Origin of the sequence: Azospirillum endophyticum, from assembly GCF_016595245.1 — a bacterium.
GTDB classification, from domain to species: Bacteria; Pseudomonadota; Alphaproteobacteria; order Azospirillales; family Azospirillaceae; genus Azospirillum; species Azospirillum endophyticum.
Genome location: NZ_JAENHM010000073.1, coordinates 33,736 through 48,297 on the forward strand (window position 1 = coordinate 33,736; position 14,562 = coordinate 48,297).

Consider the following 14,562-nt stretch of genomic DNA (forward strand, 5'->3'; position numbering starts at 1 on the left):
CCTGACCCTCCAATGACTGTGGGTTCGGCGGCGTCGTGGAATTCCGGCAGCGGGCGCGGCGAATCGGAAACCGACTTCGCCGCGCCGCAACATTACTTGCCGGAGCCGGAGTGCGACACTGTGTCGCTTCTGCTGCTTCCAGCACTGCCGCCATTCCTGCGGGCATCGCCCTGGGCGACCTGGCTGTCGGGAGTGAGCTGGTCGACCTTCTCCTCCACTTTCTCGCGGGCGGTGTCGGTCGGCTGCTCCGACGGCTTGACCTCCACCTTCACCGGTGCGGTGCCGTCTTCGATCATGTCCAGCTTCTTGGCGGCGGATCGCGACAGGTCGATCACGCGGCCATCGACATAGGGACCGCGGTCGTTGACGATGACGTCGACGCTCTTGCCGTTCTCCTGGTTCGTCACGGTCGCCTTGGCACCGAGCGGCAGAGCGCGCGACGCGGCGGTCGGCTTGTTCTGGTTCATCGTTTCGCCGTTGGCCGTGGTGCGGCCATGGAACTTCTGGCTGTAGAAAGACGCTTCCCCCTTGTGGACGAGGATCTCCTCGCCATCCTCATGCTCGACATGCACGGGCGGAACCTTGGCCTTTCCATTCGCCAGCACCGGGACGGCAGTCCCGCTCAGGGTCGCGGCAGCAAGCGCCAGGACGATGATACGTGTTGTCTTCATCGGTACACCTCCAACGGCGGACCAACGGCATTCAAGGAAAAGAGTTCCCTCGCAAAGCCGATACAAGATACCGTCACTATTTCTGGTTTCCGATATCTTGACGAATTCGGAATGGGTGGTTCCTCCGGGCATTGGTCCGGTCTACAATGCAACGATCAGGGGAGAAAGCATGGCTGATGATGCCGCTTGGACTGCATCCGAATTCGCGGTGTCCGGATCCATGATGGACCTTGCCGCCGGCGGCGCCACAAGCGATGCCGCCGCTCCGGCCACCGTTCCGGTGGAGATGCGCCATGTGGCGATGGGCGACGGGGTGCGGCTGCGCGTCGCCATCTGGCCGCTGCCGGAGCGGGTTCGCGGCACGGCGCTGGTGCTGACCGGCCGGGCGGAGTTCATCGAGAAATATACCGAAACCATCGAGGCGCTGGCAGCCCGCGGTTTCCGGGTGGTGGCTGTCGATTGGCGCAACCAGGGTCTCTCCGACCGGCCGCTGCCCAACCGCCAGATCCATCATCTGACCGACTTCGCGACGCTGGTGGACGATCTCGACGAAATCCACCGGCGGGTGGTGGCGCCGGTCGCGGCGGAGACGGGAGGGCCGGTGATCCTGCTGGCCCATTCGATGGGCGGGCTGGTGGCGACGATGGCGCTGGCCCGCCATGCCGACGATGATCCCGACCGTTACGCCGCCGTCCTGCTGTCGGCGCCGATGTATGCCATCCACAGCGGGCCGCTGCCACGCTGGCTGGTGCGGGTGCTGGCCAGTCTCGGCGTCGGCTGCGGCTGGGGCGCGCGCTATGCGCTGTGGCAGGGCGATTACGATCCGGCGGATGGGCGCTTCAGCCCGGACAACAAGATCACCGCCGATCCGCGGCGGTATGCCGCCTACCACGGTCCCTTTGCCGAGCGGCCGGAGTTGCGCGTCGGTGGGGTCAGCTTCGCCTGGGTCGCCGCGGCCCTGGATGCGGAGGACGCGCTGCGCCGGGGCCTGCCGCTGGAGCGCGTGCGCACGCCGGTCCTGCTGCTGATCGCGCCTGACGACCGGGTGGTGCGGGCGGAGGCGCACCGTTCGGTGGCCGCCCGGCTGGGCAACGCCCAGCTCGTGGAGTATCCCGGGGCGCGGCACGAGGTGCTGATGGAATGCGACGCCATCCGTGACCGGGTTTGGGCGGACATCGACGCCTTCCTCGCCAAGACCCTTGCGCCGGCCGGCGGCTCCATTGTCGGATAGATTGGGCGTGGGATAGATCGGATCGCGTGAAATCGGAATCGGCTTGAAGCGTGACTCCGATCTGCAACCACAGGCCTTCTGGACCAAAGGTGCCCAGCAGCATGACCGATTTCTGGACGGCGTCCGGCTTCCACCTGTTGACGCGCGACGCCGACGACCATCTGGCGGTGACGCCCGATTTCCTGCGCGCCTACCTGCTCCGGCCCGAGATGCGCCCGCCGGAAGAGGCCTGCGACGCCGAGCGCACGCTGCACGCCGCCCTGCTGGACGATCCGGCCCGAACCGTGCCGGCGCCGCTGCTCGACGCCATCGCCGATCCGGACGCGCGGGAGAATTTCCAGGTCTGGCTGGCCTTCCGCGACCGGCTGCTGGCCGCCGGAACGTTGGAGGGGTGCTATATCCGCCTGTTCCGCGAGGGTGCCCGCGGGGTGCCCGGCCTGTTCGTCGACCAACTGGTCCATGCCATCCTGCGCGGCATCCTCGACGACACTCCGTCCGGTCTGCGTGCACGGGCCGGCGAACTGTTCTTCCGCGAGCAGACGGTGTCGGTCGAGGACGGCCGCGTCCGCCTCGCCGATGCCGAGACGGTCGAGACGATGGCGGCATCCGGCGGCTTCGGCTCGCTGGGCCGTCTGGTGGTGGAGTCCGGCACCGCGCCCCGTTCGGTCGAGCTGGACATCCTGGACGAGACCAACCACCCGCTCTATTGGGGCCGCGACGCCCGGCACGACACGGTGCTGGACATCACCTTCGCCTCGGCCGGACTGGACGCGCTGGCCCGCGTCCTGGAGGCGTGGGTGGCGCATTTCCTGGACGTGACGGTGTCGATCCAGCCGGTGCAGACCATCCGCGACGACCGCTGGGTCTGGCATGTCGGGCTCGACGGCTCCGCCACCGCGATCCTCAACGATCTCTACAACGGGGTGGAGGTCGGCGAGGACCGGCTGGCCCGCATCCTCGCCCTGTTCCGCCTCGACTTCGCCGATCCCGCCGCCATGCGCCCCGACCTCGCCGGCCGGCCGGTCTATCTCGGGCTGGCGATGACGGAAGGGCGGCGGCTGAAGCTGAAGCCGCAGAACCTGCTGGTCAACCTGCCGCTGGCTTCGGTGGCGTAAGACCAATGCGGCGGCGCGACAGGACGCCGAAGCTCTTGATCCTGACAGGTCGGGATCAAGAGCCTATGCGGAGCGCGCCGCTCATTCTCCCAGCAGCGCCCCCACCGGCTTCAGCGGTTCGTGCGCGTCGAACAGGATCTTCAGGATCGCCAGGATCGGCACGGCCAGCAATGCGCCGGGGATGCCCCACAGCCAGCCCCAGAACAGGATCGACACGAACACCGCGATGGGGTTCAGCGACAGCCGCCGGCCGACGATCATCGGGGTGAGGAAGTTGCCCTCGATCGTGGTCAGCGCCACGAAGGATAGCGGCGGCAGGATGATGGTGCCGATGCCGTCGAAGGTCAGGACCGACACCAGGAAGAACACGCCGGTCATCACCGCCGGGCCGATGAAGGGGATGTAGTTGGCCAGCGCCACCATCACCCCCCACAGCGCCGGGTTGGGCAGTCCCCAAAGCCACATCACCAGCCCGGTCGCCAGCCCCAGGATCGCGTTGATGAGGGTGATGGTCAGCAGATAGGCGGCGATGTTCTGCTGCAATGTCGCCGCGACCATGGCGTAATGCACGCGGTCGTCGACGTTGCGCATGGTGCCGATCAGCGCTTCCAGCGAATTCCGGCCGCGGGCGAGGAAGAAGTAGAGCAGAACCAGCAGGATCACGACATTCGCCAGGACCGTCTCGACCTGGCTGACCGCCTGTTCCATCAGCGTCGGGCCGCGAACCACCACTTCACGCACCGGTCCGGCCGCGTTGCCGGATTCCTTGGTGATCTGCTCGATCTGGCGCGACGCCTCGCGGGCGCGGTCGATGCCGGCGCGGATGTCGCCCAGCTTGAACTCCAGCTCATGCATGACCCGCGGCATGCGGTTGACCCACTCCGCCGCCGGGCCCGACAAGGTGTAGACCGCCAGCAGCACGCCGCCGAACAGCGTGATCACCATGATGGCGGCGCCGATCCCCTCCGGCACGCGGGCGCGGTAGAGCGCGCGGACCAGCGGCCGCAGCAGGAAGCTGAGGATCAGCGCCAGCATGATCGGCAGCAGCACGTCGCGTCCGAAATACAGGGCGAACAGCACGGCGATCACGAACAGCCCGACGACGGCGATGGTCAGCGGGTCGCGGCGATGGCCGGGTGGGGGCAGCGGCTCGGTCACTGGTGGCGGTGTTCCGGGCAGCGGAGCTTCCGGGGCGGGAGGGAGCGCAGGGGGAATCGAGGCGAACTGGCTGCGGTCTGTCATCGCGGTGGCCGGATCTCCGAAGGACGACGCTTGACGGTAGCGCCCGACCCTCCGATCTAGGGGAATGCTTTTCGGACCGTGCCGCTCGCGGTCCCCGCCCGTCCTTGCCGGAGACCCAGTCGCGATGCGCAGCCCGTTTCCCCTGATGAACGTTTCCACCGCCCTTTTGGTTCTGGGCCTGCTGACCGCCGGGCTTCCGCTGCGCACGGCGGCGGCGGCCGACGATGTGATCGGCCGCTTCTCCAACGACTGGACCGGCAACGGCCTGCAGGTCCAGGCGATCGAGGACCCCAAGGTGAAGGGCATCACCTGCCATCTGGTCGATTTCGACCGCAGCCTGATCGACCGGTTGAGCAAGGGCAACTGGTTCGAGGATCCGTCCAACGCCTCCATCGCCTGCCGCCAGACCGGGGCGGTCACCGTCGGCGACATCGAACTGTCGCAGAAGGGGGAGGAGGTCTTCTCCGAACGGAAGAGCCTGATCTTCAAGTCGATCGCCATTCGCCGCATCTACGACCGGCCGAACGACACGCTGGTTTATGTGGTGTACAGCCGACAGGTGAAGGAGGCTTCGGCGAAGACCTCGATCTCCACCGTGCCGCTGTTCGGCGCCAACGCGACCTGGACGAAGGGCAAACCGGCGGTCAAGTGAGGGCGTTGGCGACTTGGGAGGGTCGCCGCTTTGGGGGCAAGATCAATACGGATGTCACGGATTTAGACACGGATTGCACGGATTTTTCTGATCTTTCGGACGCTCCGGCTTGTTCCGCAAGCCCAGGCATCAAGGATGCCGCATCCGCGAAATCCGTGTTTTATCCGTAAAACCCGTGTCGACCTTGCCCGCACCCGCAGGATGCAGCAAGGATCGACCAACCTCACCCGACGATCCGCCCCAGCCGCACCGCGGTCTGGCCGGATTTCACGCGGCGGGCGGGCATGATCAGGACGCAGTCGTCATGGGGAGTCTGGATCGCGCGGCCGTCGTCCCAGCCGATGACGGTGCCGGCGCGGCCGATCACCTCCATGCCGACGAACGGGGCGGTGAAGCGGAAGCGCTCGCTCGACGCGGTGATGGCGTCGGTGACCTCGACCACCCGCTGCGGATCGGCGCGCGGGCGCAGGCGCGGACCGGTGGCCGGCAGGCCGATCATCTCCAGGCCGAGAAGCAGGCGCAGGCAGCATTCCAGCGCCACCGTCGCCGTCTCGGTCCGCCAATGCTGGCCGCATTCGACCAGGATGGCGGTGCGCGACCCTTCCGGCTCGGCGAAGCCGCCGTAATCGATCAGCCGCTTGCCCCCGGCATGCCCGCCATCCGCCACCACCCAGGCCGGATAGCGGAGGCCGAGCGCGAGGTCGCGCCCGCGCGTGGTCCGGCCGCACAGGGTCAGGGGCGCGGTGTCCGCCGTCATCGAATGGAGGTCGAGCAGCAGGTCCGCCGATTCATAGACCGGGCGCAGGATGCGGGCGCGCCGCAGCTCCGCGCTGTCGCGGCGGCCGTCGAGAAGGTCGGGCGACCACAGCCGGTTGAAATCCTCGTCCAGATAGCGCGAGGCATAGGGGTTCTGGCGGTCGAAGGTGGCGTAGGCCGCCGTGTTGGCGAAGACGAAGGTCAGCCTTCCGCGTGCCGGCCGCAGGTCCTTCCGCAGCAACGCGTCGAGTGCGATGGCGCCGCACAACTCGTTGCCATGGACGAGCGCGTTCAGCACCACATGCGGCCCCGGCTCGGCCGCCGACAGGCTGGTGACATGGTCGATGCCGGTGTTGCCGCGCCGGTAGGGCGCGATGTCCGGCGGGGTGAGTTCGACGGGGGCGAAGAGCGGGTCGGTCAAGCGGCAAGCTCGCCAGCGGTGGGCGCTCCGGACAGTATGGCGAACCAAGCGACTCCATGCCAGTGCGGGCCGGGCGGATGGGACGGATTTTTTGGCTGATCCGCCTCAGGGCAATGTTGCGGCGGCATGGCAGGATCATGATGAATTGCCGTCGACGGGGACTTGACGCCTGGGTTATAGGATCTGTCGGATCAATCTAGTCGGCGGTCTAACTTGCGGTTGTCACTGTCAGGTCGTCTGGTCGGAGCCGGTCGATGAGCTTCGTGATCGATGACGTTCTTGTCCGCAACGACCCGGCCGGCCTGCGCCTGCCGGTGCTGTTCGATTCTCCACACAGCGGCAGCGTCTATCCCGCCGATTTCCGGGTGATCTGCCCGCATCCCCTGCTGCGCCAGGGCGAGGACACCCATGTGGAAGAGCTGTTCGCCACGGCTCCCGACCATGGCGCCACCCTGCTGTGCGCGCTGTTCCCCCGCACCTGCATCGACGTGAACCGCGCGGTCGACGACATCGACCCGGCGATGATCGACGGCGACTGGCCGCTGCCGTTGCGCCCGACCCCGCGCAGCACGCTAGGCATGGGGCTGATCCGCAGCATGCTGCGGCCGGGTGTGCCGCTCTATGACGGGAAACTGCCGGCGGCGGCGGTGGCCGACCGCATCGACCGCTATTACCGCCCCTACCATGCCCAGATGCGACTGACGCTGGATGGGCTGGCGGAGCGGTTCGGCGCGGTGTGGCACGTCAACTGCCATTCGATGCCGTCGTCGCTGCGGCCGGACGGGCGTGACCCGCTGGCGGTGGATTTCGTCATCGGCGACCGCGACGGCACCACCAGCGAGTCGGGATTCGTCCGGCTGGTGGCGGAGACGCTGCGCGGCTTCGGCCATCGCGTGGCGATCAACGATCCGTACAAGGGGGTTGAACTGCTGGCGCGCTATGGCGAGCCGGCCCGCGGCCGTCATTCGATCCAGCTGGAGATCAACCGGCGCCTCTACATGAACGAGGAGACGCTGGAGCGCCATGACGGTTTCGCCCGGCTGAAGGGCGAGATCGACATGCTGATACACCGCATCGCCGACTATGCCGGCCAGCGCGTCCTGCGGCGCGCGGCCGAATAGGCGGCCCGCCGCCGCATCCGCGGCAATGGCGGTGGGCGGCGGGTCCGCAGGACACCGGCGTCAGGCTTCCGCAGGACACCGGCGTCAGGCTTGCGTCACCCGCTGGCGCGCGATGTCCAGGAAATGCGCCATCTGCTTTTCCACCCGGTGGTCGGAGATGTCGACCCCGCGGGCATGCAGGTCGGCGCACAGCCTGTCCCGGATGTCGTGCGGGCCGGGTGTGGCGATGTCGGTGTCCACGATCTGGCGGGCATAGGCCTCGGCCTCAGCCCCGGACAGCCCCATCAGGTCGGCGGCCCATTCGCCGGCCAGCCGATCGCGCCGGGCGCGGATGCGGAAGAGCAGGTCCTCGTCGTGCTGGAACTTGTTCTCGAAGGCCTTTTCGCGGTCGTCGAAGGTCGTCATGGTGACCCAGGCTCCTTATTGGTTTCGCTCCCGTTTGGATGATTATATAGCCTGGGAGCGGTTGCCGTCACCGTCCCGCCGCGTCGCAGCCGCGGATATTCTGCAGAGTTCGCTCACGGTGCCGGGACAGCCTTGGGCACCACGAAAGACGCAACGAAGGACAGGCCATCGTATGTGCAGCGTGATCCTCCTGCGGCGACCGGACGCAACCTGGCCGCTGGTCGTCGCCGGAAACCGTGACGAGATGACCGGGCGTCCCTGGCTTCCTCCGGCCCGTCACTGGCCCGACCGGCCCAACGTGGTCGCCGGGCTGGACGAGCTTGCCGGCGGCTCCTGGATGGGGCTCAACGACGAGGGGGTGGTGGCGGTCGTCCTCAACCGCTTCGGCACGCTGGGACCGGAGGCCGGCAAGCGGTCGCGCGGCGAACTGGTGCTGGACGCGCTCGACCATGCCGACGCCGCCGACGCGGCGCGCAGTTTCGCCGATCTCGACATCCGCGCCTATCGTCCCTTCAATCTGGTGATCGCCGACAACCGCGACGCCTATCTGGTGGTCCACCGCGGCGCCAACCCGCGCCATCGGCCGGAGGTGTCGTCGATTCCCGCCGGCGTCCATATGCTGACCGCCTTCGAAATGGACGACCCGCAGGACCCGCGCACCGCCTTCTACCGGCCGCTGTTCGCCCATGCGACACCGCCGGCCACCGACGCCCCCGACGCGGAGTCCTTCGCCTGGGGCGGCTGGCCGGAGCTGATGGGAAGCCGCATCTGGGAGGGTACGCGGGACGAGCGCGGCGCCATGGACTTCCTGCTGCCGAGCGGCTTCGGCACGTCGTCCAGTTCGCTGCTGGCGGTGCCCAGGGTCGAAAGGCCGGACCTGAACCCGATCTGGCACTTCGCCCCCGGCCGTCCGCACGCCGTGCCTTATGCGCCGGTCGAACTGTGAGGGGAAGGCGATTGCCGGGTCTGTTGCGTATCGGTGGGCAAGATTGACACGGATGTCACGGATTTAGACACGGATTATACGGATTTCTCTAGGCTTGGCATCGCTTCGGCCTTTTGTGAAATAGCCGCTTCGGGACGCCACATCCGTGAAATCCGTGTCTAAATCCGTGTCTAAATCCGTGACATCCGTGGAGATCTTGTCCCCAAAGCCGTGCCCCACGGGATCCGCGACCGCACAATCCTGCCCTCCCGCCCCCGTCGTTGTGTTCGTGCACCCGGCTTGCTATATCACTCAGGCACATTCCTGGGCCGGCAAGCTCGCTTGACCGGTCCTTACGTATTTGGACGAAGACGCGATGACACGACGCCGGCGCATCTACGAAGGCAAGGCCAAGGTACTCTTCGAAGGGCCGGAGCCGGGCACCCTGGTGCAGTACTTCAAGGACGATGCCACCGCCTTCAACAACCAGAAGAAGGGCGTCATCACCGGCAAGGGGGTGCTGAACAACCGCATCTCCGAATATCTGATGAGCCGCCTGTCCGAGATCGGCGTGCCTACGCACTTCATGCGCCGCCTGAACATGCGCGAGCAGCTGGTGCGCGAGGTGGAGATCATCCCGATCGAAGTGGTGGTGCGCAACGTCGCCGCCGGGTCGCTGTCGCAACGCTTCGGCATTCCCGAAGGCACACCGCTGCCGCGTTCGATCATCGAGTATTACTACAAGTCGGACGAGCTGAACGACCCGATGGTCTCGGAGGAGCACATCACCGCCTTCGGCTGGGCGGCTCCGCAGGATCTCGACGACATGGTCGCGCTGTCCTTGCGCGTGAACGACTATCTGTCCGGTCTCTTCCTCGGCATCGGGCTCAAGCTGGTGGACTTCAAGCTGGAGTTCGGCCGGCTCTGGGAGAACGAGGAGATGCGGATCGTCCTGGCGGACGAGATCAGCCCCGACAATTGCCGGCTGTGGGACGTCAAGACCAACGAGAAGCTGGACAAGGACCGTTTCCGCCAGGATCTGGGCCGTGTCGAGGAAGCCTATCAGGAGGTCGCGCGGCGCCTCGGCATCCTGCCGGAAGGCGGTCCGAGCGACGTCAAGGGCCCCAAGACCATCCAGTAACCATTTGCCATCCCCCTTCCACCAACACTCCAAAGCGAGCGGACATCCGATGAAGGCCAAGGTTCACGTCACCCTCAAGCGCGGCGTTCTCGACCCCCAGGGCAAGGCCATCGCGCACGCGCTGCACACGCTGGGCTTCGACGGCGTCGAGGACGTCCGCGCCGGCAAGGTGATCGAGCTGCAGCTCAAGAGCACCGACGAGGCGGCCGCCCGCAAGGAAGTGGAAGCGATGTGCAGCAAGCTGCTCGCCAACACCGTGATCGAGGACTACGCCATCGAGCTGGTGGCCTGATCCAGCGGTATTCAGGGCGGTCTTCAGGGATGAGAGCGGCCGGTGAGCGTGCATGAGCGTTGAACATCTGGCCGCGCTCGATCCCATTTTCGCCGAATGCCTGCGCGTCGGCGGCCCGGTGATCCGTGACTTCACCCGGCCGACCGGCTTCGTCGGCCTGCTGCGCATGGTGATGGAGCAGCAGCTCTCCACCAAGGTGGCGCTGGCGCTGTGGGCCAAGCTGCAGGACCGGCTGGGCGGCGCCGTCACCCCCGACGCGATCCTCGCGCTCGATGACGAGACGTTGCGCGCCTGCGGCTTCTCCCGGCAGAAGATCGGCTATGCCCGCGGCCTCGCCGAGGCGGCAGCGAGCGGCCGGCTCGATTTCGACATCATCCATGGCCTGCCCGACGAGGAGGCGATCGCGCAGCTCGTCGCGCTGAAGGGCATCGGCCGCTGGAGTGCGGAGGTCTATCTGATGACCACGCTCGACCGGCCGGACATCTGGCCGATCGGCGACCTGGCGATCCAACTGGGCGTCCAGCGGCTGAAGGGCTGGGCGGACAAGCCGACGGCGAAGCAGCTGATCGACGTCGCCGAACCCTGGCGGCCGCACCGTTCGCTCGCGGCGCGGCTGGTCTGGCACCATTACGTGGCGCTGCAGGAGCAGGCGAGGGCGGCGAGAGGCTTGCCGCCGTCGCGGTGACGTCTCCGCCTCACCCCGCCAGAACCGGCAACCGCCACCCGGCCAGCGCGATCTCCACCGGCAGGCGCGCCAGCACATCGCCATCCCCTTGCACGGCGTCGGCGAACAGCCCGTCGCCTGCCGGGCCGTCGATCCGCACACGCTTCGCCGTCACCACCCGGTAATCCGGAAAGCGCGCCAGCCGCCCGGCGGTGACGCCCCAGACATAGCGCAGCGCGTTCAGCCGTCCGCCGCGCGGAAACAGGCAGACATGCAGCAGCGGTTCGGTCAGCCGCGCATCGGGCGCGCAGATGAAGCGGCCGCCGTAGAAATGCCCCTTGGCGACGATGACCGACGCCACCTCCTGCGGCTCTGCGTCGTCCAGCGTGACGCAGTAGCGGTGGTCCGGCCGGGTCGCCAGCTGCACCAGCGTTTCCGCCACATAGGCGCCCTTGCCGATCAGCCGCTTCACCCTGGGATCGACCCGCTCGACCACGCGCGCGTCCAGCCCGGCCCCGGCCATCAGCGAGAAGACCCGCCCATTCGCCAGTGCCGGCCAGATCATCGTCCGCCGTCCGCCGGCGATCGCCGCGGCGAGGCGCTCCGCGTCCATCGTCAGGTCCAGTTCGGCGGCGAGCACGTTGGCGGTGCCCATCGGCACGATGCCGAGCGGCAGCGGCCTGCCGGACTTGGCATGGTTCGCAAGACCGTTGATGACCTCGTTGATGGTGCCGTCGCCACCGGCCGCGACCACGGCGTCGATGCCGTCCGGATCGGCCTCGCGGGCGAAGGTCTCCGCATCGCCGCGCTTGCCGGTCGGTTTGACGGCGACGCTCACCCCGCGCGCCTCCAGCGCCGCTACCACCGCGCGCAGCCGCCGTGCCCGCCGCCCGCCGGCCGTCGGGTTGTGGATCACCAGAATCCGCCGCACATCGAGCGCCGCATCGTTGACGCCATCGCCATCGTCGCCCGTACCTACCACCGGGCTCTCGTCCATCACCACCGTGTCGCGCACCGATTCGCTCTCCCTGGTCGGCGCTTGGAGCGCCTTCTGTTGCAGAATCGTGAAGGGCTCGCGGCGGTTCTGTTGCAGTAAAACTGCAACGTCATGACGATAGCCCAAATAGCTGTGACGAATAGGTGCGGGCGTTCCAAATCGTTGTCAAGATGCTGTCCTTTCCTTTATACGGCAGTTGTCTTGATGGCCATCGGCCATGGCGACGACGGAGCTGAAGATGGACGCCGTCCCAGCGGTCAAGCGCTACCGCAGCATTTGGATATCCGACGTTCATCTGGGAACGCGCGGCTGTCAGGCGGAGCTGCTTCTCGATTTCCTGAAGCATACCGAATCGGATCACCTGTTCCTGGTCGGCGACATCGTCGACGGCTGGCGGCTGAAGAAGAGCTGGCATTGGCCGCAGGCCCACAACGACGTGGTGCAGAAGATCATGCGCCGCGCCCGCAAGGGGGTGGAGGTCTATTACATCCCCGGCAACCATGACGAGGCGGCGCGCGATTACGTCGGGCTGCAGTTCGGCGGCGTGCATGTGGTGGACGAATGGGTCCACACCACCGCCGACGGCCGGCGCCTGCTGATCACCCACGGCGACAAGTTCGACGCGGTGGTGCGCTATGCCAAGTGGCTGGCCCTGTTGGGCGACCACGCCTACGTCACGCTGCTGCACGTCAACACCCTGTTCAACTGGGTGCGGCGCAAGCTGGGTTTCAATTACTGGTCGCTGTCGGCCTACGTGAAGCACAAGGCCAAGACCGCGGTCGAGTTCATCGGCAAGTACGAAGAGGCGTTGGGCGAGGAAGCCCGTCGCCGCAAGGTTGACGGCGTCGTCTGCGGCCACATCCACACCGCCGAGATGCGTGATATCGAAGGAATCCTCTATTGCAACGACGGCGATTGGGTCGAGTCCTGCACCGCCTTGGTCGAGCACGACAGTGGCGTTCTGGAGATCATCCACTGGACGGAGGTCATGGCGCAGCGGCTTCCGGTCCCCGGTCCCAATGCGGACAAGGTCACGGCGAAGGAACGGGAAGCGGCGTGAACATCCTGATCGTCAGCGACGCCTGGCACCCGCAGGTGAACGGCGTCGTGCGCACCATCGGCACCGTCCGCAACGAGCTGGAGGAGATGGGGCACAGCGTCGAGGTGATCGGCCCCGACCGCTTCCGCACCCTGCCGATGCCGAGCTACCCGGAAATCCGGCTGGCGGTCGGGGCGAAGCGGCGGCTGTGGGCGATGATCGAGGGGATGCGGCCCGACTGCATCCACATCGCCACCGAAGGGCCTCTCGGCTTTGCCGCGCGATCCTATTGCCTGAAGCATGGCAAGCCCTTCACCACCGCCTATCACACGCGCTTTCCCGAATATGTGCGCGACCGCGCGCCGATTCCGCTGGCGCTGTCCTATGCGGTGGTTCGCCGATTCCACAAGCCGTCCTCGGCGGTGATGGTGGCGACCCAGACCATCGAGGACGCGCTGAAGGGCCGCGGATTCGGCAACATCCGCCGCTGGACCCGCGGCGTCGACACCGAGTTGTTCCACCCCCGCGACAAGGGCTTTCTCGATCTGCCGCGCCCGGTGTCGATGTATGTCGGCCGCGTGGCGGTGGAGAAGAACCTGGAGGATTTCCTGCGCCTCGACCTGCCCGGCACCAAGGTGGTGGTCGGCGACGGTCCGGCGCGGGAGGAGTTGCAGCGCAAATACCCGGCCGTCCACTGGGTCGGCGCCAAGCATGGCGAGGAGCTGGCGAAGCATTACGCCGCCGCCGACGTCTTCGTCTTCCCGTCGCGCACCGACACCTTCGGGTTGGTGCTGCTGGAGGCGCTGGCATCCGGCGTGCCGGTGGCGGCCTATCCGGTGCCGGGACCGCTGGACGTGGTCGACGGCTCCGGCGCCGGCTGCCTGGACGAGGATCTGAAGCGTGCGGTCGAAGGCGCGCTGGCCATCCCGGGGCAAGCCTGCCGCGACTATGCGCTGGGCTATTCCTGGCGCCGATCGGCCGAGCAGTTCCTGTCGAACCTGCGACCCTTCACGCAATAGGCGGCGTCTCGGCGTGCCGGTCCCCGGCGCGCCGATGTCGCGCGCCGGTCCTGACGCGCTGGCGCAGCAGCAGCCGCGTCCGCGTCCGCGCATCGTCCACCAGCGGCACGATGGCCAGCAGCACCAGGAAGCAAGCCAGCGGCACCGTGCTGATATAGCCCACATATTTGAATCCGGCCGCGCCGATGGCGCCGCCGCCGCAGAAGGCGGTCAGCAAAGCGAACAGGACGCCCAGCCGCGGCCAGTTGGCACGTACCGGCTGGTATCGCGCCGATTCCTTGCCGAGGTTGATGTAGACCAGCTTGCCCACCTCGATCCCGATGTCGGTGACGACGCCGGTCATGTGGGTGGTGCGGATCTCCGCGTTGGAGACCTTGGTGATGATGGCGTTTTGCAGCCCCATGATGAAGCACAGCAGCAGGACCGTCGCCGGCGTGAACAGGGCCCGGTGTTCGTCCAGGCTGTTGCCCAGCAGCCCGAAGCCCAGCAGCAGCAGCGCCTCCCAGAACAGCGGGTAGGCATAGGCGCTGTGCATCCGGTGGTGTCGGCCCCAATTGATGAGGATGGTCGAATAGGCCGCCCCCGACACGAAGGACACCACCGACGCCACCCCCGTCGCCAGCGCCACGAGATTCCCCAGCACCAGATTGTCGGCGATGGACGAGACGATGCCGGACATGTGCGAGGTGTATTGCAGCACCGCCAGCAACCCGCCCGCATTGATCGCCCCGGCGACGAAGGCCAGCGACACGCCGAGATGGATGTTGGCGCGTCTGGTTCGCTTGGCCTCCGAGAGTGCACGGAGATATGAGACCGGCATGCTGCACCGCGAGGCAGGGGGAACGGCGCAGGATAGCGGATCGACGGGGTG

16 protein-coding genes are annotated in these 14,562 nt (G+C 67.1%); 10 read left to right on the forward strand and 6 right to left on the reverse strand.

All coding sequences use genetic code 11. The features are described 5' to 3' along the window. Window positions 1-92 precede the first annotated feature (92 nt). Window positions 93-671 carry a septal ring lytic transglycosylase RlpA family protein gene (locus JHL17_RS27070; RefSeq protein WP_200197775.1) on the reverse strand — a complete coding sequence of 193 codons (579 nt, stop codon included), beginning with the start codon at window positions 669-671 and terminating at the stop codon, window positions 93-95. 220 nt (window positions 672-891) lie between these two features. On the opposite strand from JHL17_RS27070, the gene JHL17_RS27075 reads away from it, so the two are divergent. Continuing rightward, window positions 892-1,902, forward strand: a complete 1,011-nt coding sequence (locus tag JHL17_RS27075) for an alpha/beta hydrolase (RefSeq protein ID WP_247893849.1) — start codon at window positions 892-894, stop codon at window positions 1,900-1,902. Window positions 1,903-2,003: 101 nt separating this feature from the next. After that, window positions 2,004-3,017: a DUF6352 family protein gene (locus tag JHL17_RS27080; protein ID WP_200197776.1), complete on the forward strand. Its 1,014-nt coding sequence runs from the start codon at window positions 2,004-2,006 to the stop codon at window positions 3,015-3,017. An 81-nt stretch (window positions 3,018-3,098) separates the two neighbouring features. Here the strand turns inward: JHL17_RS27080 and JHL17_RS27085 are convergent, their stop codons facing one another. Further along, window positions 3,099-4,175 (reverse strand): AI-2E family transporter, encoded by a 1,077-nt coding sequence (locus tag JHL17_RS27085; protein WP_345773887.1) that lies wholly within the window; start codon window positions 4,173-4,175, stop codon window positions 3,099-3,101. Window positions 4,176-4,383: 208 nt separating this feature from the next. Here JHL17_RS27085 and JHL17_RS27090 point away from each other — a divergent pair, with 208 nt between their 5' ends. Beyond that, complete coding sequence (locus JHL17_RS27090; RefSeq protein ID WP_200197777.1) at window positions 4,384-4,911, forward strand: CreA family protein; 528 nt, start codon at window positions 4,384-4,386, stop codon at window positions 4,909-4,911. Window positions 4,912-5,134: 223 nt separating this feature from the next. On the opposite strand, the gene JHL17_RS27095 is transcribed toward JHL17_RS27090, so the two are convergent. Beyond that, entirely contained in the window at window positions 5,135-6,088 is a 954-nt protein-coding gene (locus tag JHL17_RS27095) for a M14 family metallopeptidase (RefSeq protein WP_200197778.1), read from the reverse strand. Window positions 6,089-6,342: 254 nt separating this feature from the next. On the opposite strand from JHL17_RS27095, the gene JHL17_RS27100 reads away from it, so the two are divergent. Beyond that, window positions 6,343-7,209, forward strand: coding sequence for an N-formylglutamate amidohydrolase (locus JHL17_RS27100; RefSeq protein ID WP_200197779.1), 867 nt, complete (start codon window positions 6,343-6,345; stop codon window positions 7,207-7,209). Between the two features lie 84 nt (window positions 7,210-7,293). On the opposite strand, the gene JHL17_RS27105 is transcribed toward JHL17_RS27100, so the two are convergent. Continuing rightward, complete coding sequence (locus JHL17_RS27105) at window positions 7,294-7,614, reverse strand: DUF1476 domain-containing protein (protein ID WP_200197780.1); 321 nt, start codon at window positions 7,612-7,614, stop codon at window positions 7,294-7,296. Between the two features lie 172 nt (window positions 7,615-7,786). Here JHL17_RS27105 and JHL17_RS27110 point away from each other — a divergent pair, with 172 nt between their 5' ends. From JHL17_RS27110 to JHL17_RS27125, 4 genes are all read left to right on the forward strand, one after another. Next, window positions 7,787-8,560 carry an NRDE family protein gene (locus JHL17_RS27110; protein ID WP_200197781.1) on the forward strand — a complete coding sequence of 258 codons (774 nt, stop codon included), beginning with the start codon at window positions 7,787-7,789 and terminating at the stop codon, window positions 8,558-8,560. Between the two features lie 355 nt (window positions 8,561-8,915). Then, on the forward strand, window positions 8,916-9,680 hold the full coding sequence (gene purC / locus JHL17_RS27115; RefSeq protein WP_200197782.1) for a phosphoribosylaminoimidazolesuccinocarboxamide synthase: 765 nt from the start codon (window positions 8,916-8,918) through the stop codon (window positions 9,678-9,680). 49 nt (window positions 9,681-9,729) lie between these two features. Continuing rightward, entirely contained in the window at window positions 9,730-9,972 is a 243-nt protein-coding gene (gene purS, locus JHL17_RS27120; RefSeq protein WP_014239518.1) for a phosphoribosylformylglycinamidine synthase subunit PurS, read from the forward strand. Window positions 9,973-10,024: 52 nt separating this feature from the next. Beyond that, on the forward strand, window positions 10,025-10,657 hold the full coding sequence (locus JHL17_RS27125) for a DNA-3-methyladenine glycosylase family protein (RefSeq protein WP_200197783.1): 633 nt from the start codon (window positions 10,025-10,027) through the stop codon (window positions 10,655-10,657). Between the two features lie 10 nt (window positions 10,658-10,667). Here the strand turns inward: JHL17_RS27125 and JHL17_RS27130 are convergent, their stop codons facing one another. Then, window positions 10,668-11,651, reverse strand: coding sequence for a YegS/Rv2252/BmrU family lipid kinase (locus JHL17_RS27130; RefSeq protein WP_200197784.1), 984 nt, complete (start codon window positions 11,649-11,651; stop codon window positions 10,668-10,670). A 220-nt stretch (window positions 11,652-11,871) separates the two neighbouring features. On the opposite strand from JHL17_RS27130, the gene JHL17_RS27135 reads away from it, so the two are divergent. Then, window positions 11,872-12,693: a UDP-2,3-diacylglucosamine diphosphatase gene (locus JHL17_RS27135; RefSeq protein ID WP_200197785.1), complete on the forward strand. Its 822-nt coding sequence runs from the start codon at window positions 11,872-11,874 to the stop codon at window positions 12,691-12,693. Beyond that, window positions 12,690-13,691 (forward strand): glycosyltransferase, encoded by a 1,002-nt coding sequence (locus JHL17_RS27140; RefSeq protein ID WP_200197786.1) that lies wholly within the window; start codon window positions 12,690-12,692, stop codon window positions 13,689-13,691. Before JHL17_RS27135 ends, JHL17_RS27140 begins: the two co-directional genes overlap by 4 nt. On the opposite strand, the gene JHL17_RS27145 is transcribed toward JHL17_RS27140, so the two are convergent. Then, on the reverse strand, window positions 13,681-14,511 hold the full coding sequence (locus JHL17_RS27145) for a YoaK family protein (protein WP_200197787.1): 831 nt from the start codon (window positions 14,509-14,511) through the stop codon (window positions 13,681-13,683). The two genes, JHL17_RS27140 and JHL17_RS27145, sit on opposite strands and share 11 nt — an antisense overlap. Window positions 14,512-14,562 lie beyond the last annotated feature (51 nt).

Bases quoted from the DNA above. Each gene is read 5' to 3' on its own strand.
- JHL17_RS27105 (WP_200197780.1), bottom strand. From the start codon at position 7,614: ATGACGACCTTCGACGACCGCGAAAAGGCCTTCGAGAACAAGTTCCAG.
- JHL17_RS27100 (WP_200197779.1), top strand. From the start codon at position 6,343: ATGAGCTTCGTGATCGATGACGTTCTTGTCCGCAACGACCCGGCCGGC.
- JHL17_RS27090 (WP_200197777.1), top strand. From the start codon at position 4,384: ATGCGCAGCCCGTTTCCCCTGATGAACGTTTCCACCGCCCTTTTGGTT.
- purC (WP_200197782.1), top strand. From the start codon at position 8,916: ATGACACGACGCCGGCGCATCTACGAAGGCAAGGCCAAGGTACTCTTC.
- JHL17_RS27110 (WP_200197781.1), top strand. From the start codon at position 7,787: ATGTGCAGCGTGATCCTCCTGCGGCGACCGGACGCAACCTGGCCGCTG.
- JHL17_RS27145 (WP_200197787.1), bottom strand. From the start codon at position 14,511: ATGCCGGTCTCATATCTCCGTGCACTCTCGGAGGCCAAGCGAACCAGA.
- JHL17_RS27075 (WP_247893849.1), top strand. From the start codon at position 892: ATGATGGACCTTGCCGCCGGCGGCGCCACAAGCGATGCCGCCGCTCCG.
- JHL17_RS27080 (WP_200197776.1), top strand. From the start codon at position 2,004: ATGACCGATTTCTGGACGGCGTCCGGCTTCCACCTGTTGACGCGCGAC.
- JHL17_RS27125 (WP_200197783.1), top strand. From the start codon at position 10,025: ATGAGCGTTGAACATCTGGCCGCGCTCGATCCCATTTTCGCCGAATGC.
- JHL17_RS27135 (WP_200197785.1), top strand. From the start codon at position 11,872: ATGGACGCCGTCCCAGCGGTCAAGCGCTACCGCAGCATTTGGATATCC.
- JHL17_RS27070 (WP_200197775.1), bottom strand. From the start codon at position 671: ATGAAGACAACACGTATCATCGTCCTGGCGCTTGCTGCCGCGACCCTG.
- purS (WP_014239518.1), top strand. From the start codon at position 9,730: ATGAAGGCCAAGGTTCACGTCACCCTCAAGCGCGGCGTTCTCGACCCC.